This window comes from Trichocoleus sp. ST-U1, from assembly GCF_039961835.1.
Lineage (GTDB): Bacteria > Cyanobacteriota > Cyanobacteriia > Cyanobacteriales > FACHB-T130 > FACHB-T130.
This window is the reverse complement of sequence record NZ_JAMPJZ010000021.1, coordinates 39,885-62,998: the sequence shown is the minus strand read 5'-3', so window position 1 is coordinate 62,998 and position 23,114 is coordinate 39,885. Positions and strand designations below refer to the sequence as shown.

Below are 23,114 nucleotides of genomic sequence, written 5' to 3'. Positions count from 1 at the left end.
TGCGGCTAAATGCGAGATTAGCTGTATAGCAATTCAAGGGTTGGAGACATTGGGTGACAATGTGCCACTGGAATTGAATTAATGGCACACAACTGCTTGAAACTAATCTCTTGCTCAGCAAATTTCAAACCTTTATTCAACCCTTACTTTATAAGGTTAACTATTTTGTGAGCTTGTTACCAGTCACTTGTTCAGGCAAAATACATTTGTGGTAGCTCGGTTCAGCTTCACTCAGTTAGGTAACACTTAGATGATATGAGTTTATTTTATTTAGTAGATTTATCCGAGCGCTAGAACAGTGACAGCCAAGCGTTTTTTCTAGGTCATATCTAGCGCTCAAATTTCGGAAACCTAAAACAGCAACGATTATATGAAAATCGCGTTTGATTCCGACTCAAATTGATTTACGTAACTTATGCGATCGCTCAAAAAAATACTAACGTCAAGTGTTGGGGATGTGCTGACAAAGCCGCTATTTGTCAGCGCGCCAAGAAACTCCAGGGGAGGCCGGATGGGTGCGCCTGTAACGTGTTTAAAATGGGGTGGAATACCAGGTTTATCAGAAACAAATTCTTTGATAGCATCCTCAGATGGATTGAAGTCTTTAATGATGTCATAACCATCAGCACTCTGAACGTAGTAACCGCCTTTTGGGTTAACTCCATATGAAACAGAGCCTTTAAATACAAAAATATCAGCGCCAGAACCGCCCGTGAGAGTGTCAGGGCCAGCACCTCCCATTAAGGTATCATTGCCTTCTCCACCGCCAAGGGTATCCATGCCTTTGCCGCCATAAAGGTTATCGTTTCCGGCAAAACCATTGATGGTGTCATCCTCTGTGCCTCCCGTCAAATTAGAGTCATTTCCCAAAGTGCCGTTGATAAGTGCCATGTCGATTACTCTTTCCTAATGTTTTGGTGGTAGTTTAGTGTTAAAAGATATAAGGCTAACTATCCGCTTTTGTGGAAACTTACTCAGTTAAAAACTCTATTCGCTTTGCAGCTAAATACGAGGTTAGTTGTATAGCAATTCTCGCTTGGTTGCGATACATTCTGTAGGAACATGGCAATGCTATGTCCTTACCAAGGCAGCGGGAACGTGCAATATATTCCACTCAACTGAGAAACGCTATAAAATTCTTTCAACCTTCTCCAAACAGGAGGGGTTTCAGTGCATTGAGTGACTATTTGCCATTGGAATTGGACTAAGGGCATAGAACTGATTGAAAATAATTTTTTGAGCAACAAACTTTCGACTTTTATTTTATAAGTCTAACTGTTTTCAAAACTTGTTGTCAGTCGCTTGTTTTGGCAAAACATATTTGTGGTAGCTCGTTTAAGTGTCACCTAATTGAGTGACACTTAACTGAGATAAGTTAATCTTATTTTGCACATTTATCTGAGCGCTAGAACAGTGACAGCTAAGCGTTTTTACTAGGTCATGTCTAGCGCTCAAAGTTCGGGAATTTAAAACAGCAGCGATTGTGTGAAAATTGGGTTAAATCCCGACTCAAATTGATTTACGTAACTTATGCGATCGATCAAAAAACTACTAAGGTCAAGCGTTGGAAATGTGCTGACAAAGCCGCTATTTGTCAGCGCGCCAAGAACATCCCCTGGAGGTATGATGGGTGGGCCTGTAACGTGTTTAAAATGGGGAGGAATACCAGGCTCAGAAACAAATGCTTTGATAGCATCCTGATCTGGATTAAAGTCTGTAATGGTGTCAAAACCATCCGCACTCTGAACATGGACAACGCCGCCCGACGGTGGAGTGTGGTTAATATAGCCTTTAAATACAAAGATATCAGCGCCAGGACCGCCCGTGAGAGTGTCAAAGCCAGCACCTCCAACTAAGGTATCATTGCCTTCTCCACCGTTGAGGGTATCTATGCCATTGCCGCCATAGAGGTTATCGTTTCCGGCAAAACCATTGATGGTGTCATTTTCTGTACCTCCCTTCAAATTCGGGTCGTTTCCTACAGTGCCATTGATAAGTGCCATATTAATTAGTCCTTGAAAAAATTAGTGGTTTGGCTGTGATTTTAGTGTTGAAATATACAACACTGAAGTTTCCTACTTTTTTAGAAACACATTTATCTACAAACCGAATTTTTAGCTTCCGGATTCTTTAGTATTTTTTGGACAAAAGTGAAATTTAGTTATGTAAGCAGGGCTGAAGCTAACAGCATCGATTGATAGGAATCTTGTTTTAATGGTGAGCTAGCCCTTCAGATACCCGGCTTCTCTCTTGAAGTCGGGTATCTCGCCTTCACGAATCATTGAGGAGTGCGATCGCTTCGATGTCAAATCCGGTGAATTACCGCATAATCCGCAATCGCCTGCCAAAGCCTTGAGGCCAAATTAGACTTGTTTGTTTACTGTTGTTGAGCGGTGCAGCAATCAATTACAGGTTCTTGAGCGATCGCTTCCAAGCCACCAGAGGTTAATAAACTTACCCAGTCAGCAGTGAGGGCAGCATCTTTTGGATTCGTACTCCGGAGTTCAGCAAGAGCAGTGAGGGCATCATGCCAGATTCCTTGTTTGGCATAAAGAACCACACGTTCCCGTGGGGTTGCTTTCTGTAACTGACTCATCAAAGTGGCAGAAGGTGCAATCCGCTGAACTGACCCTTCAACCAAGGGCGGAGCATCCGGATCGCAATCAATCATGAAAAACCAACGGTACATCTTGCCCACTTTTAGGGGCGCTATTGTAGCCGGAAGACGCACTTTGACTACACCAGGCTGCTTTTGGGATGCGATGAACTTGGTTTGATAGACATTGTTACCTTGGTCATCCTGTAGGATGAATTCCACAGGCAGGTCGGGTGTGAGCGCATAAGGAATGTAATACCAAAAGGTAGGAGCCTCAGCAGCCGTTAATGCCCATACGGACTCAAAGGTTTTTAAGGGTGAGTTCCCAGATTGTCCTTCATTCAAACTTGTCTGAGTCGCAGGCACCAAGGCAGTCAGAGGCTCCTCGCCGATCGCGGCTGGACACGTACCACGGCTAGCCCCTCCTCGCTGTCGTCCAGCGGGGGCGCTGCGGTCTGCTGGTGGTGGGGGTGCCTTGAACAGAAGGGTGCCGGGGCTACGGCTAGCGCCTCCTTGCCGTCGTCCAGTGGGGGCGCTACGGTCTGCTGGTGGTGGTGGCGCGTTGGACTGTACGGTTAAGACTTCTGCGAAAGCAGGTTTTACGGGGATTTGTGTCAAACTGCCGATAAAAGCAACCAGGAAGAGGGTATGCCATTTGGCACCGCTTGTATTAGGAGACCTCTGACCCAACCCCTCTCCTGCAAGGCGAGGGGAGTCCGACTCAGTCTTGCCTTGCAGGGAAGGCGAAGGGGGGCTTAGGTTTTTCAGGTGCAAGATATAAGGTTTGGCACGCTGCGCGATCGCTCTGGCAAGGATTATCTGTTTAAAAGGGAACTTCATATAGCTAGTCGAAGGAATTTTAAGGTGAGTGACTATCGTCTAGCTCGAAAGGTTGCATACACGGCTACGCTGGTGCTGCTCGCTACCAAGGCTAGCGCTGGTGGAACCAAAGGCACCCAACAACCGCTTTGGATTAACAGTGCCAAGCATAAACCATACAACAAGATTTGTGCGGCGGCGATCGCTATCCCTAAGTGGACCGGGGACTTCAGATAGCAGACGAACAACCCTCCCAGTAAAGACCAGCCCCAAATCCAAAAAACTTCGCCCCACTGAGGCCACACCCATAATAGCGATCGCCCATCTTTCACTGCACTAATCATTTGACTCACCATTTGCGCTTGCACAAATACTCCCGGCATTTGCTTTTCAGCCCACTGACCTTGACTGTAGGGTGTGAGCCAATAGTCATGAAAACTGTTAGCACTCGTGCCGATCAAAACAATCCGATCCTTGATGGAATTGGGATCGATCTGACCGTTGAGAACTTCTCTGAGGGTCACTCGATCCGCAATATTTTCCGGGGAGCGGTGGGAGCGATAATTCAGCAGCACTTGATGACCCCAGGCATCGGTTCCTTGGTAGCCACCTGTAAAACTCTCCAAAGGCTTAAAAACCACCTTACCCAGTTGCAAGAACCCCTCTGAATTAATTGTCGGTACAATGCCTTCTGCCGCTAAATAACGGAATGCTAATTGGGCGCTGAAGGCGTAGTAAGCCGTACAGGGAGAGGCGGGGTCTGGTTTCAGCGATAACAGATGGCGACGAACCACTCCATCGGAATCGACCATGAAATCACTAAACCCTAAACGTTCTGTTGGGATTTCTGGCGGTGGTGGAATCCCCGGTTCCTCCGCCTGCGGATCGCTGACTTTGCAAATACCAATTAAGCGATCGCTTTGGCGTAACCGATTGGCTAAATCTTTCTGACTGGGTAATGCTGGAAAATCTCGATAAATATCTAAGCCAATCGCTCGCGGTTTATACTGCTCTAGTTTCTGCAACAGTTGATTGAGTGCCGGATCTGACAACGACCCACGCCTCTGTTCTGGATTCTGAGCTTGAACATCTGCTTCAGTAATGGTAATCACCAAAAGGCGCGGATCTGGCTTTTCATCGGGTCGCCTGGTCAGTATTTGGTCAAAAGCTTTTAGTTCTATTGATTGCAGCATTCCCTGATGCCGCACCCCGGCGATCAATGATGCGATCGCTACGCTGGCAAGCAACGCTACCCGCAGTCGTCCCCGCCAGGTTTGAGGTTGAGTCTGGGAGGATCGGGAGGGGGATGGCACAGGGGAATCGAGAATCGGGAATTCTTCTTTCCTCTTCCCAACGATTCCTTGCCAAGTCGGTGGCAACACAGCCGGATTTTGGCAAACGATTGGCAACCACGTCGCGCAAGGAAATTTAGCTTCTAGTCCTTGCAATCTTTCCCGTGCTTCCCGTACTGCTAAATAAAAAGACTCACCACGAGCAAAGGCTTCGAGAAAAGACTTCAAAAATTCTTGTGCAACCTTATCCGGTACGGGTTCCCGCATCACAATAATTTGCGGAATATGTAAAGAAGCCAAATCTTTTGCCAAACCTAACCCATCGCAAGAGTTAAAAATCGCGATTTTTAACCCGCGTTCAACCGCTTTTTTTAATCCATATTTAAGTTCTTCTATTGATAAGCTTTCTGTTTGATTAATATAAATTTGTCCCGTTCCGCCATTCTTCTGGCTGGAACTATGACCGGCAAAAAATAAAATATCCCAGCCTTGTTTCCAAAGCTGTTCGGTTAATTCTTCCCGCTGTGGTTCTACCAGGAATCTGATCTCCGCGTCGGGTAATTGCTCTAATAAAATTCGATCGGCTTGGGTATTAATTCCCGTACTATTCCCCAAAATTGCCAAAATTCTCACCTTCTCGATAGGCGATGAGAGTTGTTCTACACGTTCGTAGACTGGAGCGCTTAAAGCAATTTCGGCTTTTGGGTAGCGATCGCATAATTCCCAAAGATGCCAAGGTAATTTCCGTAGCTGAACGTCTTCGGTTTGGATAATGAACCGAATTTCATCGGCAGGAACTAATTGTTCTAAGAGTTTTTCTCGAATTGCCCGAAACGGCTCTGAATTTAGCCAGACATTTAAGCGATCGCGCAATACATTGGCTGCCAAACTACAGTCATCAATCTTGGCAACATTAGTCGGTTGACTAATTTTTGCTTCTAGTCTGTAGGGCACTCCCAAGCGACGATAAGCGGTTGTCCAGATGGTGTAGTGTTGGGGAATGTCTGGAGCGGGAGGTAACATTCCAACGCTTTCTATCGAAGGGCGTTCACCATCGTTCCCAATTTGTAATGAGACTGGGAAACCTTCTTCAAAAGAACCACTCCATAGTTTTATAACAACTAATTTAACCATTTTGACGGTAGGACGATTAGTTTTCAGTAATTAAATGTAAGGGTTGTTTCCAGATAACTGGAAAAATTGCTCTTGGATTACAAGAGGTGTCTCAAGTTTACAAATAATCGCTAAATAACAAAGTCTTCTTGAATGCTGGCATTCCCCAAAGCGACTCTAACGCTAAACTGTTCTCCAGAATTGCCACTAAACTCTAATTGAATGTAATCATCTGCATCTCTTGACTCAGCTTCTAGAAAATTAGAGCCAGATTCATCAAGGACAATCAATTGGAGAGAAGGGGGTAAATAAACTTGATTACCCATAGGATGCACCTGAAGAAGAATATTCGTTTTTTCTTCAGATTCTGGATTGATTTCAACAACTAAAGCAACAAAAAGGTCGGCAATCTCTACCCCTAAGTCTATCAATTTTGCTTTGCGAACGGCAGCTTCTGGCTGTTCCAAACTGGGAGCAAGTACATCGCCTCTAAAACTAAAGGCTAGATTTGATGTTGGCGTTAACAAAGTTTCAACGGTTTGCCAACCGGCTTCAAAAACATTGTTGAACCATTGGCTCAAGTTGGCTTGGGTTCTGCGGAAGGCAGGGGTGAGGGACGATGCAGCCGCTGTAATCGGATGCATTAATTCCTGCAAGCGATCGAGTAAATCTTCAGGCGATCGCAATTGACCGATCGACAACTCTGAGGTAGTGACGCTGGGGGTAAATCCCAACACACTTGCCTCTCGCATCGATTCATCGATTTGAACCATCACATAGCCAATTCGATCTGACCAAACTTCGGGGGGAATGTGGCAGATTTGTTCGGTGCTTCTCAACGGACGACATTCTAAGCGACCAATTCCCCGCACTTCTAAGTCAGCTACATCAGAACATAAGCGCACGATGGGATTCCAGCTATCACTGGCTGCAAGATTGGTGGGAATCCCCATCATCTGCAAGTAATCATTAACCACACAGACAGATAAGGTATTCAAGAGAACTTGCTCTGCTTTGTGTGGTGTCGGCTGCTGAGTGGCAAACTGCTGTGCTATCGTGCGTGCGGCTTGGGTAATCGGCAACGGTAGGGCAAAATCTTCTAGTTCGTGGGGGTTAAAAGTCATGGTTGGGCGGCTCCGTTCTTTATTTATAGATATCCCTCCGATTCACCAAATTTACGCAAGCGAGGGATACATTGGCGCTGATAAAAACTGCTCAATGTGGAAATGGGGAGGTTAAATTCCGCTGAAAGCTCTTTCCAACCAGCTTCTGGGGGTAAGCGTCGCAAGATTAACGCTTGAGCATTCACTTCGGGACGACCGGCAATGTGCGTGCGGCGCAACTCACCTTGAGAATCGGCTTCCACCCACTTTATGATGTCGTCCAACAAGGGGGGAACATCCGGAGTGGCTTCCAGACTATCCACCGGGTCAGTCGTTTCACCGATATCGCCCGACTTTGACCTTTTGGCTTGACCTGTAACGGTTCTCGATTCTTGTTTTTTACCGTCAATATAGAAATCTTGAAGCCGCCGTTTCAGGTAGGTATTCAGCCAGGTGATGACACTGCTGCGATTCGGGTCATAAGCTTCGCCAGTATTTCCTTCACAGATGTTTTGACAGAAATACACCCAGGTCTGTTGCAGTGCATCTTCATAGTAAGGCGTATATTCTTTCCAAAGCTTGTGTGCGATTAAGCGGATCACCCTAGTTAAGTTTTTCTGGCGCTGGGCACTTCCATGCGGGTGCATACAGGCTTCTTTCACCAGATAGCGAAGCTTTGACTCTAGTCCATCCATAATTTGCGATCGCCCCTTCGGTTGATACAGCGCCAATTTTGTCTGGAAGCGTATCTATTTAAGATAACTTTCCCCTTGATGTCTACTCCATACAGTTAGAGATTACGGATTCTCGATAGCTGATGAATCAGGATTCCGGCAGGTGGCAAGGAAGAACTAGGCGCGTAATTATGCGTTCTTCAAGGATAGCGATCGCTCTGGTTGAAAGTAAATAGCCCAACTGTCGCACGATTCAGTGACACTCATTTGAGCGATCCAAGATATGTTTCAACGTCAAAAGCAATTGTTAACGCCGCTTTGAACAACATTTATCTACAGTGCCAAAGCTGAAAAGCCTATGTAGGAAGGTTTTTCATTTCCTCTCTCCCCACTGAGCTGAGGCACAACCACCCATATTTGCCAATTTTATGTAAACGTTTGTAACGACCTGCATAATTGGCTCTACTCAGGCTGACAAGTGCATAGAGGTCAACGAAATGCAACGGGGAGATTAACAACCCAACTTCTGGTTTCCCACGCATCATCACCAGCCTCCAGTCAACAGAGCAACGAGCGATGTCCGAAAGCTCTCTAGAAGTGCAACGGCGAACAAAAACATTTCCTGAGAATACAAACCTTTTGGACATCGCTGACCACCAATCAACCGATTCAAGCGATTGATTGATGACAACACACCAAACAACACCAATCCTAAACAGCAAAGATTATGGCGATTATCAACGGCACCATTTACAACGACACACTCTCCGGCACCGCTTACAACGATTCCATTTACGCCAAAGACGGGAACGATACAGTTTATGGCGGAAGTGGCAATGACTACATTGATGGCTGGTATGGCAACGACAACCTCTATGGTCAAGATGGCAATGACACCATCCTCGGTTACTACGGCGATGACTACATCAATGGCGGCTACGGCAACGACAGTCTCTATGGCGAAGTAGGCAACGACCACATGGATGGCTGGTATGGGGATGACTACCTATCCGGTGGTGCAGGCAACGACACCATGCTGGGCTACTATGGCAACGACAGCCTGTATGGCGGCACTGGCAGTGACAAACTCTATGGCGAAGCCGGTAAGGACTACCTGAATGGTTATGGCGGCACGGTTGGTGAATACGATACCTTGAGTGGTGGCAGCGAAGGTGACACCTTCGTTCTGGGTACCGCTAGTAGTGTCTCCTACCTAGGTACTGGCTACGCAACCATCACTGACTTCAAGTGGAATGAGGGCGACAAGATTCAGGTCAAGGGCAGCTACACTGACTACACCCTGAGTAAGAGCTATGACTTCGGAGGCACCACGGCGCTGGATACAGCAATCTATAAGGGCAATGACTTGATTGCGGTGGTTCAGGATACGACCAATGTTTACGCTTCTGCTGACTTTGTCAGCGTCTAGGTTGACACATCGGGATAACTTGACTCGATAACTTCACCTCCCCTCAGAGACCTGTTTCTCTGGGGGCTTTTTTCTTTTCTGTTTACGCGATCGCTACCCTTACTTAAACTGTATGGTTGCACAATTTCATGTAAACGTTTGTAACAACTTGCATAACTAGCGCTACTCAGGCTGACAAGTGCATAGAGGTCAACAAAATGCACCAGGGAAAAAACAAAGTAAATTCTGGTTTTCCCAGCAGCATCAACCGCCTCCAGTCGATAGAGCAACCAGCGAGATTCAAAAGCTCTCTAGAAGTGCAACGGCGAACAATAACATTTCCTGAGAATACAAACCTTTTGGACATCACTGACCACCAATCAACCGATTCAAGCGATTGATTGATTCCAACACCCCGACCAACACCAATCCTAAGCAATCCTAAAGAGCAAAGATTATGGCGATTATTAACGGCACCGCTTACAACGACAACAACACCTACAACGGCCCCGGCTATCCTTTCAACTATCACGGTCAGATCATCGGCACTGCCTACGACGATTCTATCTATGCTGGAGCCGGTGACGATATTGTGAAAGCTGGCGCAGGCAATGACTACGTAGATGGTTGGACTGGCAACGACAACCTCTATGGTCAAGATGGTAATGACACTATCCTCGGTTACTACGGCGATGACTACATCAATGGCGGCTACGGCAACGACAGCCTCTATGGTGAAGTAGGCAACGACCACATGGATGGCTGGTATGGGGATGACTACCTATCCGGTGGTGCAGGCAACGACACGATGCTGGGCTACTATGGCAACGACAGCCTGTATGGTGGCACTGGCAGTGACAAACTCTATGGCGAAGCCGGTAAGGACTACCTGAATGGTTATGGCGGCACGGTTGGTGAATACGATACCTTGAGTGGTGGCAGCGAAGGTGACACCTTCGTTCTGGGTACCGCTAGTAGTGTCTCCTACCTAGGTACTGGCTACGCAACCATCACTGACTTCAAGTGGAATGAGGGCGACAAGATTCAGGTCAAGGGCAGCTACACTGACTACACCCTGAGTAAGAGCTATGACTTCGGAGGCACCACGGCGCTGGATACAGCAATCTATAAGGGCAATGACTTGATTGCGGTGGTTCAGGATACGACCAATGTTTACGCTTCTGCTGACTTTGTCAGCGTTTAGGTTGACACATCGGGATAACTTGACTCGATAACTTCACCTCCCCCCAGAGATTCATGTCTCTGAGGGGCTTTTTTTTCTGCTGAGGCAATGACTACCCCTAGCTGAACAATATGAAAGGGACATCAAATGACCCTAAAGAGGGCGGGATTGCACAGGTAAAGTGCCCAAATATATTGCTGTACCTGCCGATTAGCAGAATCATTGTAAACGTTTGTAAAGCTTTGCAAAACTACTGCACCTGTATCTGACAAGTCTATAGCGGTTCATCTAGAACCCAATCTTATTGAGACCGCAACCAGGGTACAAACCTCGATCTTCCCGGAAGGTATAAACCAATGAAGGCGCAGTGGAAAAGAGTATTCGTTAAAACAACAGTTTGGCTAGTTACTGAGATCATCCTGAACCTCTTGGGACTCGATAACCTAGCTGATTACAACGAATTTATTCTTGAGCAAAAGAAAATAATGGCAATGAACCATTTATTTGCGCCAACTCTCACTAATAAACTTTGCCTCTATTGGCTTGATTGTGACTCTGCGTTCCAGATGCCACTGGGCTTAGCACCTAAATTCTAAGGAACCTAAAGACAATAGAAGTTAAGAATATTAGGCAATTCTACATTTTGAGAGTAAATTTTGGGTTAACGAGTGCCATTGATTTATAGAAATTATACTACCAATCTAAAGGTAGAGCGGTTGGTCAATTGCAGGCAAAATTCAGTTGTAAAAATAAGCTAAGAAGGTATCAATAGCTAAAATAAATACTTTATATTGTTAGTAATTAGGGTAGAGTAATTTTAAAGGATTTTGAGCTGTTATGCTTTCGATTTCTAATGCTTTGCATCGCCTAAGGACTGGCGCGTCCTTGACGGTTCGTTAAAAAATATCTGACCAATCAAATCGGGTTGCTATAGAAAGGAATCGGTGATTTCCCGTGATTGATTGCACTTTGCTCAATGTTTTGTTTTTTTGGAGACAGGGTAGCTTTGGCTTGATGCCTAAATTTTAGTTTTACGAGAGAGTAGCTGTCCCTCTAATTTATCCATGTTAAGGGAAGGCTGAAATGATGGCACGAATAAACCCGTTTTATTGAGGTTTCCTCAAGCTGCTGCGATAAAAATCAGTTCACTGAGTTGTTGAGGCGATCGCGTTTCTTGTCTTTACAGCAATCTTCAAAATTTTTTGCTCTCGGCAAACAGCCGCTCTGAATCAAAACTTACTTTCATATCTACCTGTTCTGGAGGGATGAAGTTATGGAATTTGAAGATGCGATCGTTGACGAGCAAGAAGGGACAGGGATTCCTATATTTCTAGCTACCGAAGGCAGCGGTGACTACGATCTTCCAGGAGGACAAGGGAACTTCAACGAGTGGGAACAGAACTTCGACGAACCCTGGTTTGCTAAGGCTGATGTCAAGTTTGTGGACGGGCAAGCGTCTATTCCCCTGCAAATCTTGAACGATAATGTCGTTGATGGAAATGACACCCTAGTATGGACCATTAAGGACTCAGCTCCTTTTGGGTTTACGCAGGAAACCTATACATTTAAGGAAAACGATGCTAACAATCCGAACAACGGCGTTGTTCCAATTCAGCTAAGCCTCAACTCGAATATTAAAACTGCCGTTATTACCATCGAAGACGCTAACAATATTGTTACTCCCATCTTCGGTAATGCCGCCAACAACTCTCTATATGGCGATCAGGGGGATGACGTTGTTTATGCGAAAGCCGGGAAAGACTACGTCAATGGCTGGAACGGCAACGATAGCCTTTACGGTGAAGCCGGGAAGGACACGCTACTGGGTGGTTTTGGCAACGACTATCTGAATGGGGGCTACGGTAAAGACAAGCTGTACGGCGAAGCCGGAAATGATATTTTAGATGGTTTAAATGGGAATGACAGCCTTTATGGGGATGCTGGCGATGACCTTCTGATGGGCTGGTCTGGTAACGATTGGTTATCTGGCGGCGACGGGAATGATGTCCTCAAGGGTCAGGTTGGCAAGGACACTCTCGTCGGCGGTTTTGGCAATGACCGGCTGACGGGTGGTGAGGGGGCGGATAAATTTGTCTTTAATTCTCCGGGGGAGGGAATTGATAACATCCTGGACTTCAATTCCCTAGAGGGGGATAAGATTCAGATTTCTGCTAGTGGTTTCGGCATTGGGAAAGGTCAATCCGATAAGTTCAGCTACGACAGCAGCACAGGTGCTTTGTTCTTTGAGCAGACACAGTTGGCGTCTGTGCAAATCGATTCGGGTTTTGTCCTTGCCTCAGACATGATTATTGTTTAAATATCGTGCGTGCAAAATGGCACGCTATTCTGGGAAGCGATCGCCTTTTTCATCCTGACAGACGTCTGGATACGTTTTTACTCAGGCAAATGGTTGAATCCGACCCAGTGGTGGGGTTTGTGTATGAAACTGCGTTCTCTGTCATTTTGGCTTTTTGGCAGTCTTTCCGGGTTCTGTCTGGTGACAACCAGCCCCATGCAGGCGCAAATTGTCGAGGATTCAACCCTACCCCAGCCCTCCATCGTTACTCAAAGTGGCAACAGCAGAATAATTACCGGAGGTACGCAAGCTAACTCCAACTTGTTCCACAGCTTTGAGGAATTTTCGATTCCTACTAACGGCAGTGCTTACTTTAACAATGCTGCCAATATTCAAAACATTATCAGCCGCGTCACGGGTTCCTCGGAGTCTAAGATTGACGGCTTGATTCGAGCCAACGGGACAGCCAACCTATTTCTAATTAACTCGAACGGGATTACTTTTGGCTCAAATGCGGCGCTGAAGATTGGCGGATCTTTTTTGGCGAGTACGGCGACTAGCCTCAGCTTGGCGGATGGAACTTCGTTCAGCGCCACGAATCCCCAAACGACACCCCTGCTGACTCTCAGCGTCCCGATTGGTTTGCAATTTGGAAAAGCAGCAGCCAGCATTCAAGTACAGGGGGCGAAGCTGCAAGTGCCGTCTGGGAAAACCTTGGGGCTAGTGGGTGGTAACTTGACGCTCGTGGGAGGAAGATTACAGGCGGCGGGAGGACGGATTGAATTAGGCGGCGTGGCTGGAGCAATCACACCCGCTTCCCCCGTACAAGTTAACCTCACCCCAACTGCCCAAGGCTATGCTCTGGGGTATCCGAATATCCAGAACTTCCAAGACATCCAGTCCCAGCAAACGACGGTAACGACCAGCGGCAATGGGGGAGGCGATATCCACGTCCAAGGTAGGCGGATCGCGCTTACAGAGGGTTCTCAGATGCTGGCGAATACCTTGGGTTCAGCACCTGGAGGGGCTTTAGCGGTCACTGGCTCGGAGTGGGTGGAAATTAGTGGCAGTTCGCTTAGTGGCGATCGCAGTGGTTTATTTGCCAGGGTTAATTCAAAAACAGCCACCGGATCTGGGGGAAATCTGACCGTTGAAACCGGAAAATTCATTGTCCGGGATGGGGCGCAAGTCTCCACTTCTACTTTCGGTCAAGGGCAGGGCGGGAATTTAACGGTGCGTGCGACCGATTCGGTAGAAGTCAGTGGCAGATCGAGCGATCGCGAAATTGGGAGTGGATTGCGGGCTACAGTCCAAGGGGGAGCAAAAGGGGATGGGGGAAATCTAACTGTTGAAACTGGACAATTGATTGTCCGAGATGGAGCCGAAGTAACAACTTCTACTTTTGGGCAAGGGAAAGCCGGAGATTTAACCGTGAGAGCGACCCAAGTGGAAGCGATGGGTTATGGTTTCGATGAAAACAATACGCTCAGGCAAAGCAGTTTGCGTGCCCAAGTAGAACAAAACGCCACCGGAACTGGAGGAAATTTAACTATAGAGAGCGATCGCTTGAGCGTTCAAAATGGGGCACAAGTTGCAGTGACGACGCTTAGCAAGTTTAGCCAAGCCAAGGCAGGCACTTTGATAGTTCGAGCTTCAGACGTTGAACTGGCGGGGGTTGCGGTTTCCGCAGACGGTCAATTGCTGACAAATCAGCTCGGTTTGCCTTTTCCGAGCGGCTTATTTTCTGGAAGCGGTATCGGTTCCCAGGCAGATGGAGGAGCCTTAAGCGTTGAGACTGAACGATTGCGCGTCCGCGATGGAGCCGTCATCCAGACTTCTACTTTAGGTGCAGGGGATGCGGGAAATTTAACCGTTCAAGCTTCCGAGTTTGTGGAATTAGCAGGTACTGCTAAAGGCAGTCAGTTTCCCAGTAGCTTGCTTGCTGTTTCTGGAGGAATTCCCGGCTTTCCAGGTGTTTTTGACGCCACAGGTCGCGGGGGAAGTCTGAGGGTTAATACTGGAAAGTTGACGCTCCGGGATGGAGCAGCCGTAGCCGCGAGCAGTTTTAATCCAGCGAACGATGCCAAAGGTGCTGGCAACCTTGAGCTGACTGCTCAAAGCCTGAGTTTAGATAACCAGGCAACGATTACGGCAGCAACTGCATCCGGTAATGGGGGAAATATGGTGTTAGTGCAGGATTTGTTACTGCTGCGCCACAACAGTAGAATCTCAAGTACCGCTGGCATTGCAGGTGCGGGTGGCAATGGTGGCAACATCACGATTAACAGCTCATTTATCGTCGCCGTCCCTGGGGAAAATAGCGACATTACTGCCAATGCTTTTACTGGCAATGGGGGGAATATCCAAATTACGACTCAAGGCATCTTTGGAATTCAGTTTCGGGAAGACGAAACTCTCTTGAGCGACATCACCGCCAGTTCTGAGTTTGGCGTGAACGGTGTGGTGGAAATCAATACGCCGGATGTTGACCCCAGTCGCGGTGTAGTCGCTTTACCGACGGACTTGGTGGATGCCTCTGGACTGATTGCATCAAGTTGTGGAACCACGGTCGGGCAACAAAAAAGCGAATTGGTCGTTACCGGACGCGGTGGAATTCCACCCAATCCCGGCGAAACCCTCAGCAGCAACCTCGTTTGGAGCGATTTGCGCCTGATAACTCAGCAAGTCGGAAATCTTCCGAATCCTGCGGTTGTTCCCAGCCGTCCGGCTACCGGGGAGAGTTCCAGGCAGTTGATGGAAGCCCAAGGATGGGTGAGGAATAACTTTGGCGAGGTCATTCTCACCGCGCGATCGCCCACAGGGGTGCCTCACGCCACTTCCTGCGCTGGCTCCTAGAGAGGGGTACAAGTAAAGTTTTGTAACATACTGCATAATTCCTGATTTTTAGGCTGATACATCCTTAGAGATTTGCAGATTTTGTCCGTGCAATCGCGCTCAAAATATCAGTCGCAAACCAGAAATTCAAAGGGACTCAGGTATGACTACAGCTTTACAAATCGGGAATCGCACCATCACCGCTGAGGAAATCATTCCCCTACTGGCTAGCTACCAAATGTTTCCTCAATTGCTGCGTGAGAGCATTATTGACAGTGCGATCGCTTCTTTTAACTGTACGCCTGAAGAAATTGCTCATGCCTGCGGGAATTTCTACCAGCAAAATCAACTGACTTCTGAAGCCGAACAGCAAGCTTGGCTAGAGCGCTACGGGATGAGCCAAGAGCATTTAGAAGCCTTGACAACCCGGAAGTTAAGAATTGAAAAATTTAAACAAGCGACTTGGGGGAACAAACTAGAATCTTATTTTCTCAAGCGCAAAGGTCAATTGGATCAAGCCATTTATTCGTTGATTCGGACGAAAGATCCAGGCATTGCCCAAGAACTTTATTTCCGCCTTTCCGAACAAGAGCAGTCTTTTAGCGAACTGGCGGCTGAGTATTCCCAAGGGCCTGAAGCACAAACGGGTGGAACCATCGGCCCGGTAGAGATCGGAACTCTCCACCCGCATCTGGCGAGACTGCTATCGGTTAGTCAAAAGAATCAACTTTGGTCGCCCAGACCTTTAGGTGAATGGATGGTCATTGTGCGCCTAGAAAAGTTAGTTCCCGCCCAATTAAATGAATTCATGCGTCAACGATTGCTGCGAGAACTTTTTGAATCGTGGGTGCAAGAGCAAATCGGGAATCTACCCGAAGCAGACAAAATTTGGCTGGGAGCTGCAACAAATCGTAAAGTTGAACCAAGCGGTCAACTGGCAGCGGCGTAAACGAGCGATCGCTAAGTAGAGCATCGCTCTATTTAGGTGTTAAAAACAACTTCAAGAATACGCATTTTTCTTGCATTGAACTATTCTGATAAACTACAGAAGAGTGGTGCTAAACCTGTCAAAATGATTCAAACAGATCTGAGGCATCACTTATTAAAATATTCTGTTTTTTTCAGCAAAAGCATCGGTTTTAACTGTAATAGATTGTAAATATTTGAATAAGGAGGACGGCGTTCTTTCCCATCAAGTTACAGCTTGGATGGAGGGTGCAGCCGTAAGACGGGATGACCCACACGACAATTAGTATCAAAGAAATTCTCGCTGGTATATCTCCGTTTAATCAACTGCCATCCGTCGTCTTAGAAAAAGTGGCAGCAAAATTTCAATTTTTGCGCTACCGCATGGGACAAGCAATGTTTGTGCGGGAAACAATGCCAGCGCAAATTGCCATTATCTATCAAGGGCAAGCCCGCCTTTTAGGTTATGACCCCCGGAGCCAAGCACCTGTCACCCTGAAATTATTAGAACCTGGCGAAATTCTCGGATGGGTTAGCTTAATTCGGGGAACGGCTTGCGAGACAGCGATCGCTTCGACAGAAACTATTTGTTTAATCCTCCCAGACACCGATTTTTTAGCTTTATTAAACCAGGAACGCTCATTTGCGGCTGCTTTTGAAAACCGTTGTTCTTTGATTGAAGTCTTCGATCTGATTGGGGAAGAATTGGCGCGTCAAGCTGATGGGACAACCAATCTCAAGGAACTCGCTTTAAAAGCGGTTTCAGAAGCAACGATTCTCAACTTACCCCCCGGAAAAACTCCCCTCAGCAAGATAGATCCTAACTGGGTATGGCTGGTGAGTGGCGGAACCGCCGCTGATTTCCCCGTAGGAAGCCGCTTAATACCGAGTACACCAGGAAATTTACACGTAGAAGGCGCGAGAGGGGTTCGTTTATTGGGCTTGCAGAAGTCAATCCTGTTTCCCTCGGAATCGAAAGACGCGATCGCATTGGCATCGGCGTCCCTTGCCCCTACAACCGACTGGGAAGCGATTCCCTACGCGCCGGAACAGCCTCCCGCCGGTGAAACGGCGACGCCCTTTAAACAGGAGAAACACCCCTACATCTACGGGAGAGGTCGTTTGGATGCAACATTAGCTTGCTTCCAAATGCTGTCTCAGCACTTGGGGATACCTTTCCGACGGGATGTCATCAAGAGAGTCTTAGTCAATCACCTCAAGCACACCGAGAACTTATCTCTGCAATTTTGCGGTGCGGTGGCTGAGTTAACCGGGTTAAATACGCAATTAATTAAAGTGCCTGCGGCTGCGGTGTGTCGCCTGCAAGCTCCCGCCATGATTAGCTGGCAAGATAGTTTTGCGATTCTTTACAAAATTAGCGATCGCGAGTTAGTGCTGGCGGTGCCAGAAATTGGCATTTTACGCAAAAAACCCGCCCAATTTATGGAAACGTGGGGGCCAGAAGGGGAAGTTTTGCTGCTCCGACCCACAAAAGAAGCTTCTAAAGAGCGGTTTAGTCTGCGTTGGTTTTTACCTTCTATCTATCGCTACCGCAAAGTTTTAATAGAAGTTTTAATTGCTTCCATTTTTGTACAAATCTTTGGTCTAGTAAATCCCCTGATGACTCAGGTGATTATTGACAAAGTTCTTGTACAAAATAGTATCGATACTTTATCTGTTTTAGGCATTTTCTTAGTAGTCGTCGCTGCTGTCGAAGCAGTTCTGACCAGTTTACGCACGCATTTATTTGTTGATACCACCAACCGGATGGACTTGGCTTTAGGCTCAGAGGTCATCAGCCACCTTCTACGCCTGCCCTTGTCCTATTTTGAACGGCGACCTGTTGGGGAACTCGCTACTCGCGTTAATGAACTAGAAAATATTCGCTCCTTCTTAACCGGAACTGCCTTAACTGTAGTGTTAGATGCCATCTTTTCAGTCATCTACATTGCGGTGATGTTGATTTACAGCGGAGTGCTAACGCTAGTCGCATTGGCAACAGTGCCACTGTTTGCTTTGCTAACACTTGGAGTGTCACCGATCATTCGGCAGCAGTCGCGGGTGAAAGCAGAGCGCAACGCCGAAACTCACTCTTATTTAGTGGAAGTTCTGTCAGGAATCCAAACAGTTAAAGCGCAAAATTTAGAATTGCGATCGCGCTGGCAATGGCAAGAGCGTTATGGTCGTTATATCAGTGCTGGATTTAAAACAGTTTCCACCTCTACGACTGCCAGTTCAATTAGCAGTTTCCTAAATAAACTCTCCAGTTTGTTAGTGTTATGGGCGGGAGCTTATTTAGTCCTAAAAGGAGAATTAACATTAGGACAATTAATTGCTTTCCGCATCCTTTCCGGTTATGTAACAAGTCCGTTATTGCGATTAGTACAACTGTGGCAAAACTTTCAAGAAACCGCTTTATCTCTTGAGCGACTGGGCGATGTTCTCGACGCAAATCTCGAAGCAGATGAAACCGAGCGCCACAACATTCTCATGCCAGCCATTCAAGGAAGCGTGAAGTTTGAAAATGTTTCTTTTAGCTTCAATCCTAGCGGCGCTCTTCAGCTAAGTAACATTAATCTAGACTTTCCAGCAGGGCTATTTATCGGCATCGTAGGACAAAGTGGATCGGGTAAAAGTACCCTAACAAAACTTTTACCCAGACTCTATGAGCCAAGATCGGGGCGGATTATCATTGATGACTACGATATTAGTAAGGTAGAACTTTATTCCCTGCGGCGTCAGATTGGAATGGTGCTTCAAGATACTCTCTTGTTTGATGGGACGGTGCAAGAAAATATCGCGCTAACCAATCCAGATGCGAGCGATGAGGAAATCATTGAAGCTGCCAAAGTAGCTTTTGCCCATGACTTTATCATGGCTTTGCCGAACGGCTACAACACTCGCGTCGGAGAACGGGGTTCTGCCTTATCTGGGGGACAAAGACAGCGAATTGCGATCGCGCGTACCGTTTTACAAAATCCTCAGTTACTGATTTTAGACGAAGCAACCAGCGCTTTGGACTACAACGCAGAGCGACAAGTGTGTTTAAATCTAGCCTCGACATTCCGCGATCGCACTGTGTTTTTTATTACCCATCGTTTAACTACAATTAGAAATGCCAGTCTGATTTTGATGATGGATCAAGGTGCAGTCGTTGAACAGGGCACTCATGATGAATTAATGGCTCTCAGAGGTCGCTACTACTGCCTGTATCAACAACAAGAAGCGCAACTATAGAAAACTGAATGGGAATTGCTAATGGCTAATGGGTAATTAATAAATCCCCCTCTCACCCTCTATTATTCAGTCCGCGAACACAGCGCCGCTTCGCTAACACTCTTCAGTCCTTAGTCCTCAGTCCACAGTCCCCAGTCCTAGCACTCAGCACTATTGTCAGCTATGCTCCAACAAAATGGAAAACAGTCTAACGAACACCTATCTTTAGTACCCCAAGCAGTCCCAAGTCCTAGCCTTAATACAGTTCCAAGTCCTAATCCTAATAAGGAAGTAACGCCACCCGCCTCTACCTCAAACAACTTCGATCAAGCCGTTATTCTTCAACAATCCCCGACTTGGTCTCGCGCGATTGTTTGGGGAATCATGGGAATGACAACTTTTGTGATAGTTTGGGCTTCTGTATTCCAAATTGAAGAAGCCATCCCTGCGACTGGCAAACTGGAACCTCAAGGTGCTGTTAAGGAAGTTCAAGCTCCAATAGCAGGGGTAGTGAAAGAAATTTATGTCAAGGATGGACAACGAGTAAAAAAAGGAGATAAACTGCTGAGTTTAGACTCAGAAACAGCTCAGGCTCAGTTAACTTCTCTGAATAAAATTCAGACAGCATTAAAGCAAGAAAATCAGTTTTATCGATCGCAAATAAAAGGCGCAGGTTTCCCCGCTGCAATAGATGGAGAGACTGCTCAACTAAAACTACCATTAGAGTTAGTCTCTCTGACTAAAGTGCGCTCCTCTTTAGCCTCAGAAAATCAACTGTATCGCGCTCAACTAAGAGGTTCTGCCAAAGGAACAAGTCTTAGCTTAGATCAACAGCAACGTTTTCAATCGAGTATAGCAGAACTAAATTCTCGCGTTGCGACTGCTAGGTTAGAAGCTGAACAATTAGAAAAGCAATTAAGTCAAACTCAGGTAGAGATAGCGAGTTCCAAAGACCTATTAGAGGTGAATCAGGGAATTCTCGACGATATAGAACCGATCATGAAGCAAGGAGCAGTTTCCCGCGTGCAATACCTGAAGCAGAAGCAGGATGTACGTACTCGCCAAGCTGAGGTGGATCAACTGACTCAGGAACAGAAGCGGTTACAGCTAGCGATCGCGCAAGCGAATGAAAAGCTGCAAAATACCATCGCTTTGACGAAACAAGATTTGCAAACCAAAATTGCTGAGAATGAAAAACGTTTGGCAGAAATTGACGATCAGCTAAACAAGGCAATTGTAGAAAACAACAAGCGTCTTGCAGAAATTGACAGCCAAATGAGTCAAGCGGAACAAAATTTAAAATATCAAGAAATTAAAGCTCCGGTAGATGGAACTATCTTTGAGCTAAAACCTCATGGGCCAGGTTTTGTTACTAATTCTACCGAACCCGTTTTAAAAATCGTTCCAAGTGACAGCCTAGTTGCTAAAGTTTTTATCACCAATAAAGATATTGGCTTTGTTAAAGAAGGAATGGAAGCAGATATTAGAATTGACTCTTTTCCATTCCGAGAATTTGGCGATACGAAAGGTCGTTTAACCTGGATTGGATCGGATGCTCTACCACCCGAACAAATCCGCCCTTATTATACATTTCCTGCCAAAGTTAGCTTAAATAATCAGTCTCTTTTAATTAAGGGTCGAGAAGTCCCGCTGCAATCAGGGATGTCGGTAAGTGTCAACCTGAAGGTACGTAAACGCACAATCATGAGCATTTTCACTGATTTATTTATGGATAAAGTTGAAGGCTTAAAGACGGTTCGCTAGTGTTTCTTAGCAGCAAGATGGAATAGGGAGAGGGAAGTCTGCGGTAAAGTTACAGGCGCGATCGCGCTCGTTGCCAGACCAGGGAGCGGAGTATCCTGGGAAATAAGTTCTGGAGAGGTATCCTCATGCTGAAGCTTTATCACACTCCCCTTTCCGCTAACTCAAGGCGCGTATGGGTGGCGCTACTGGAGAAAGAAATTCCCTTTGAGCTGGTATCGCTGAATATGGATGGCGATCAATTTCACCCAGAATTTCTAGCGATGAATCCCTTCCACCACATTCCAGTTTTAGTGGATGATGGCTTTAACGTTATAGAATCCTTAGCCATCCTTGACTATCTAGAGGCAAAATATCCCACGCCTGCCTTACTACCTACGGATGCCAAGGCGCTAGCAACCGTGCGGATGGTGGAAATGGTGACTGTCAACGAACTGTTGCCTGCCATAAACCCATTCGCCAATCAAATGATGGGCTTGGATGCAGACGCACAGCAGTTGGAGCAGTCAAAGCAGAAAATTCTGACAGTGCTGAACTTTTTTGAGAGTCTACTGGGCGACGATCGATACTTTGCAGGTAGCGCTAGTCTCACCCTCGCTGAGATTGTCGCCGGAACGATGGTGCCGTTGTTGCCTATGCTAGGCGTATCGCTGGATAACCATCCCAAACTGAGTGCCTGGTGTGAGAACTTGGTGCAGCGTCCTGCATGGCAAAAAACCCAGCCCACTCAGGAGGCAATCGAAGCCTTTAAGCCTCGATTCAAAGAGTTGATGGCAGCACGGCAGAACCAGTCTTAATACCAGTTGGTAGCTGTAATCGTGAACCGATTTAGATGCGAGAACAACCGTGGAGCCTCCCGCCCTAGGAATGGTTTCAACAAAGTTAACTTAAGATAATAAATACCTGACAAATTAACAGGGAGAGTGCTTCCTCAATCGTCAATCACCCCAGAAGCAGGCGGGAGGAGCGATCGCTTTACCCTGTTGACATCCCACCACTCGCCATCTGTCAAATGAACATCCTGAACAATCTGCTTTTCCAACCCGCTCAACCTCCCCGCGAGAAAAAACAACGTCGTGGCGTTGAAATTAAGTCACAGCGTGAAATTGAAATCATGCGACAGGCGGCGAAGATTGTGGCAACCGTACTCAAAGAAATTCAAGAGATGGTGCAGCCTGGTATGACAACAGCGGATTTAGATGCTTATGCCGAAAAGCGCATCCGCGAAATGGGGGCAACACCCAGTTTTAAGGGATATCACGGCTTCCCTGCTTCCATTTGCTCCAGCATCAACAACGAAGTCGTACATGGCATTCCCAACGCCAAAAAAGTGATTCGGACTGGCGATGTCTTGAAAGTTGATACAGGTGCTTATTTCCAGGGCTATCACGGTGATTCCTGCATCACTATCGCCGTTGGTGAAGTGACACCAGAAGCGGCTAAGTTAATCCGCGTAGCAGAAGAAGCACTCTTTAAAGGAATTGAACAAGTTAAAGCTGGAGCCTACCTGCTCGACCTTGCTGGTGCCATTCAAGACCATGTGCTAAGCAATGGTTTTAGTATTGTGGAAGACTTCACCGGACACGGTGTTGGGCGGAATTTGCACGAAGAACCGTCTGTTTTTAATTTCCGCACCCGCGAGATGCCAAATGTCAAGCTTCGGGCTGGAATGACTTTGGCAATTGAGCCGATTTTAAATGCTGGTTCAAAGTTCACCCGCATCTTATCCGACAAGTGGACGGCAGTGACGGTGGATAATGCCCTGTCAGCTCAGTTTGAGCATACCGTGCTGGTAACGGAAGATGGATATGAAATTTTGACCGACCGCTCGAAAGTTTAACGCATCGTTACA

17 protein-coding genes are annotated in these 23,114 nt (G+C 46.7%); 10 read left to right on the top strand and 7 right to left on the bottom strand.

Translation table 11 applies throughout. The features are described from left to right. Positions 1-366: 366 nt before the first annotated feature. The 7 genes from NDA06_RS10525 to NDA06_RS10495 all read right to left on the bottom strand — a co-directional run bounded on the left by NDA06_RS10525 (position 367) and on the right by NDA06_RS10495 (position 8,142). Positions 367-891, bottom strand: a complete 525-nt coding sequence (locus tag NDA06_RS10525; protein ID WP_190529753.1) for a hypothetical protein — start codon at positions 889-891, stop codon at positions 367-369. Between the two features lie 575 nt (positions 892-1,466). After that, positions 1,467-2,003, bottom strand: a complete 537-nt coding sequence (locus tag NDA06_RS10520) for a hypothetical protein (protein ID WP_190986111.1) — start codon at positions 2,001-2,003, stop codon at positions 1,467-1,469. Between the two features lie 374 nt (positions 2,004-2,377). Beyond that, positions 2,378-3,436, bottom strand: a complete 1,059-nt coding sequence (locus NDA06_RS10515) for a DUF928 domain-containing protein (RefSeq protein ID WP_190986110.1) — start codon at positions 3,434-3,436, stop codon at positions 2,378-2,380. A 32-nt stretch (positions 3,437-3,468) separates the two neighbouring features. After that, entirely contained in the window at positions 3,469-5,841 is a 2,373-nt protein-coding gene (locus NDA06_RS10510; RefSeq protein ID WP_190986109.1) for a CHASE2 domain-containing protein, read from the bottom strand. Between the two features lie 110 nt (positions 5,842-5,951). Further along, complete coding sequence (locus NDA06_RS10505; protein WP_190986108.1) at positions 5,952-6,944, bottom strand: DUF1822 family protein; 993 nt, start codon at positions 6,942-6,944, stop codon at positions 5,952-5,954. A gap of 23 nt (positions 6,945-6,967) precedes the next feature. Then, on the bottom strand, positions 6,968-7,618 hold the full coding sequence (locus NDA06_RS10500; protein WP_190426806.1) for a sigma-70 family RNA polymerase sigma factor: 651 nt from the start codon (positions 7,616-7,618) through the stop codon (positions 6,968-6,970). Positions 7,619-7,953: 335 nt separating this feature from the next. Then, positions 7,954-8,142, bottom strand: a complete 189-nt coding sequence (locus NDA06_RS10495) for a hypothetical protein (protein ID WP_348251723.1) — start codon at positions 8,140-8,142, stop codon at positions 7,954-7,956. 182 nt (positions 8,143-8,324) lie between these two features. On the opposite strand from NDA06_RS10495, the gene NDA06_RS10490 reads away from it, so the two are divergent. From NDA06_RS10490 to map, 10 genes are all read left to right on the top strand, one after another. After that, entirely contained in the window at positions 8,325-9,026 is a 702-nt protein-coding gene (locus NDA06_RS10490) for a calcium-binding protein (protein ID WP_190986106.1), read from the top strand. Positions 9,027-9,462: 436 nt separating this feature from the next. Then, positions 9,463-10,209 (top strand): calcium-binding protein, encoded by a 747-nt coding sequence (locus NDA06_RS10485; protein WP_190986105.1) that lies wholly within the window; start codon positions 9,463-9,465, stop codon positions 10,207-10,209. Positions 10,210-10,544: 335 nt separating this feature from the next. Next, complete coding sequence (locus NDA06_RS10480; protein WP_190411057.1) at positions 10,545-10,784, top strand: hypothetical protein; 240 nt, start codon at positions 10,545-10,547, stop codon at positions 10,782-10,784. Between the two features lie 677 nt (positions 10,785-11,461). Continuing rightward, positions 11,462-12,505, top strand: coding sequence for a calcium-binding protein (locus NDA06_RS10475; protein WP_190986104.1), 1,044 nt, complete (start codon positions 11,462-11,464; stop codon positions 12,503-12,505). A gap of 9 nt (positions 12,506-12,514) precedes the next feature. After that, positions 12,515-15,340: an S-layer family protein gene (locus NDA06_RS10470; RefSeq protein ID WP_190986103.1), complete on the top strand. Its 2,826-nt coding sequence runs from the start codon at positions 12,515-12,517 to the stop codon at positions 15,338-15,340. Positions 15,341-15,482: 142 nt separating this feature from the next. Beyond that, a complete protein-coding gene (locus NDA06_RS10465; protein WP_190986102.1) occupies positions 15,483-16,268 on the top strand; it encodes a peptidylprolyl isomerase in 786 nt (261 codons plus the stop codon). A 284-nt stretch (positions 16,269-16,552) separates the two neighbouring features. Next, a complete protein-coding gene (locus tag NDA06_RS10460) occupies positions 16,553-19,522 on the top strand; it encodes a peptidase domain-containing ABC transporter (protein WP_190986101.1) in 2,970 nt (989 codons plus the stop codon). Positions 19,523-19,684: 162 nt separating this feature from the next. Further along, positions 19,685-21,265 carry an HlyD family efflux transporter periplasmic adaptor subunit gene (locus NDA06_RS10455; protein WP_190986100.1) on the top strand — a complete coding sequence of 527 codons (1,581 nt, stop codon included), beginning with the start codon at positions 19,685-19,687 and terminating at the stop codon, positions 21,263-21,265. A gap of 125 nt (positions 21,266-21,390) precedes the next feature. Beyond that, positions 21,391-22,059 (top strand): glutathione S-transferase family protein, encoded by a 669-nt coding sequence (locus tag NDA06_RS10450; RefSeq protein WP_190428560.1) that lies wholly within the window; start codon positions 21,391-21,393, stop codon positions 22,057-22,059. Positions 22,060-22,274: 215 nt separating this feature from the next. After that, the gene (gene map / locus NDA06_RS10445) at positions 22,275-23,102 is read left to right on the top strand and encodes a type I methionyl aminopeptidase (protein WP_190678420.1); all 828 of its coding nucleotides are present in this window, start codon (positions 22,275-22,277) and stop codon (positions 23,100-23,102) included. Positions 23,103-23,114: the final 12 nt, after the last annotated feature.

What these genes read in the sequence shown, in the direction of transcription:
- NDA06_RS10525 (WP_190529753.1), bottom strand. Translation starts at nt 891, where the DNA reads ATGGCACTTATCAACGGCACTTTGGGAAATGACTCTAATTTGACGGGA.
- NDA06_RS10520 (WP_190986111.1), bottom strand. Translation starts at nt 2,003, where the DNA reads ATGGCACTTATCAATGGCACTGTAGGAAACGACCCGAATTTGAAGGGA.
- NDA06_RS10515 (WP_190986110.1), bottom strand. Translation starts at nt 3,436, where the DNA reads ATGAAGTTCCCTTTTAAACAGATAATCCTTGCCAGAGCGATCGCGCAG.
- NDA06_RS10510 (WP_190986109.1), bottom strand. Translation starts at nt 5,841, where the DNA reads ATGGTTAAATTAGTTGTTATAAAACTATGGAGTGGTTCTTTTGAAGAA.
- NDA06_RS10505 (WP_190986108.1), bottom strand. Translation starts at nt 6,944, where the DNA reads ATGACTTTTAACCCCCACGAACTAGAAGATTTTGCCCTACCGTTGCCG.
- NDA06_RS10500 (WP_190426806.1), bottom strand. Translation starts at nt 7,618, where the DNA reads ATGGATGGACTAGAGTCAAAGCTTCGCTATCTGGTGAAAGAAGCCTGT.
- NDA06_RS10495 (WP_348251723.1), bottom strand. Translation starts at nt 8,142, where the DNA reads ATGATGCGTGGGAAACCAGAAGTTGGGTTGTTAATCTCCCCGTTGCAT.
- NDA06_RS10490 (WP_190986106.1), top strand. Translation starts at nt 8,325, where the DNA reads ATGGCGATTATCAACGGCACCATTTACAACGACACACTCTCCGGCACC.
- NDA06_RS10485 (WP_190986105.1), top strand. Translation starts at nt 9,463, where the DNA reads ATGGCGATTATTAACGGCACCGCTTACAACGACAACAACACCTACAAC.
- NDA06_RS10480 (WP_190411057.1), top strand. Translation starts at nt 10,545, where the DNA reads ATGAAGGCGCAGTGGAAAAGAGTATTCGTTAAAACAACAGTTTGGCTA.
- NDA06_RS10475 (WP_190986104.1), top strand. Translation starts at nt 11,462, where the DNA reads ATGGAATTTGAAGATGCGATCGTTGACGAGCAAGAAGGGACAGGGATT.
- NDA06_RS10465 (WP_190986102.1), top strand. Translation starts at nt 15,483, where the DNA reads ATGACTACAGCTTTACAAATCGGGAATCGCACCATCACCGCTGAGGAA.
- NDA06_RS10460 (WP_190986101.1), top strand. Translation starts at nt 16,553, where the DNA reads ATGACCCACACGACAATTAGTATCAAAGAAATTCTCGCTGGTATATCT.
- NDA06_RS10455 (WP_190986100.1), top strand. Translation starts at nt 19,685, where the DNA reads ATGCTCCAACAAAATGGAAAACAGTCTAACGAACACCTATCTTTAGTA.
- NDA06_RS10450 (WP_190428560.1), top strand. Translation starts at nt 21,391, where the DNA reads ATGCTGAAGCTTTATCACACTCCCCTTTCCGCTAACTCAAGGCGCGTA.
- map (WP_190678420.1), top strand. Translation starts at nt 22,275, where the DNA reads ATGAACATCCTGAACAATCTGCTTTTCCAACCCGCTCAACCTCCCCGC.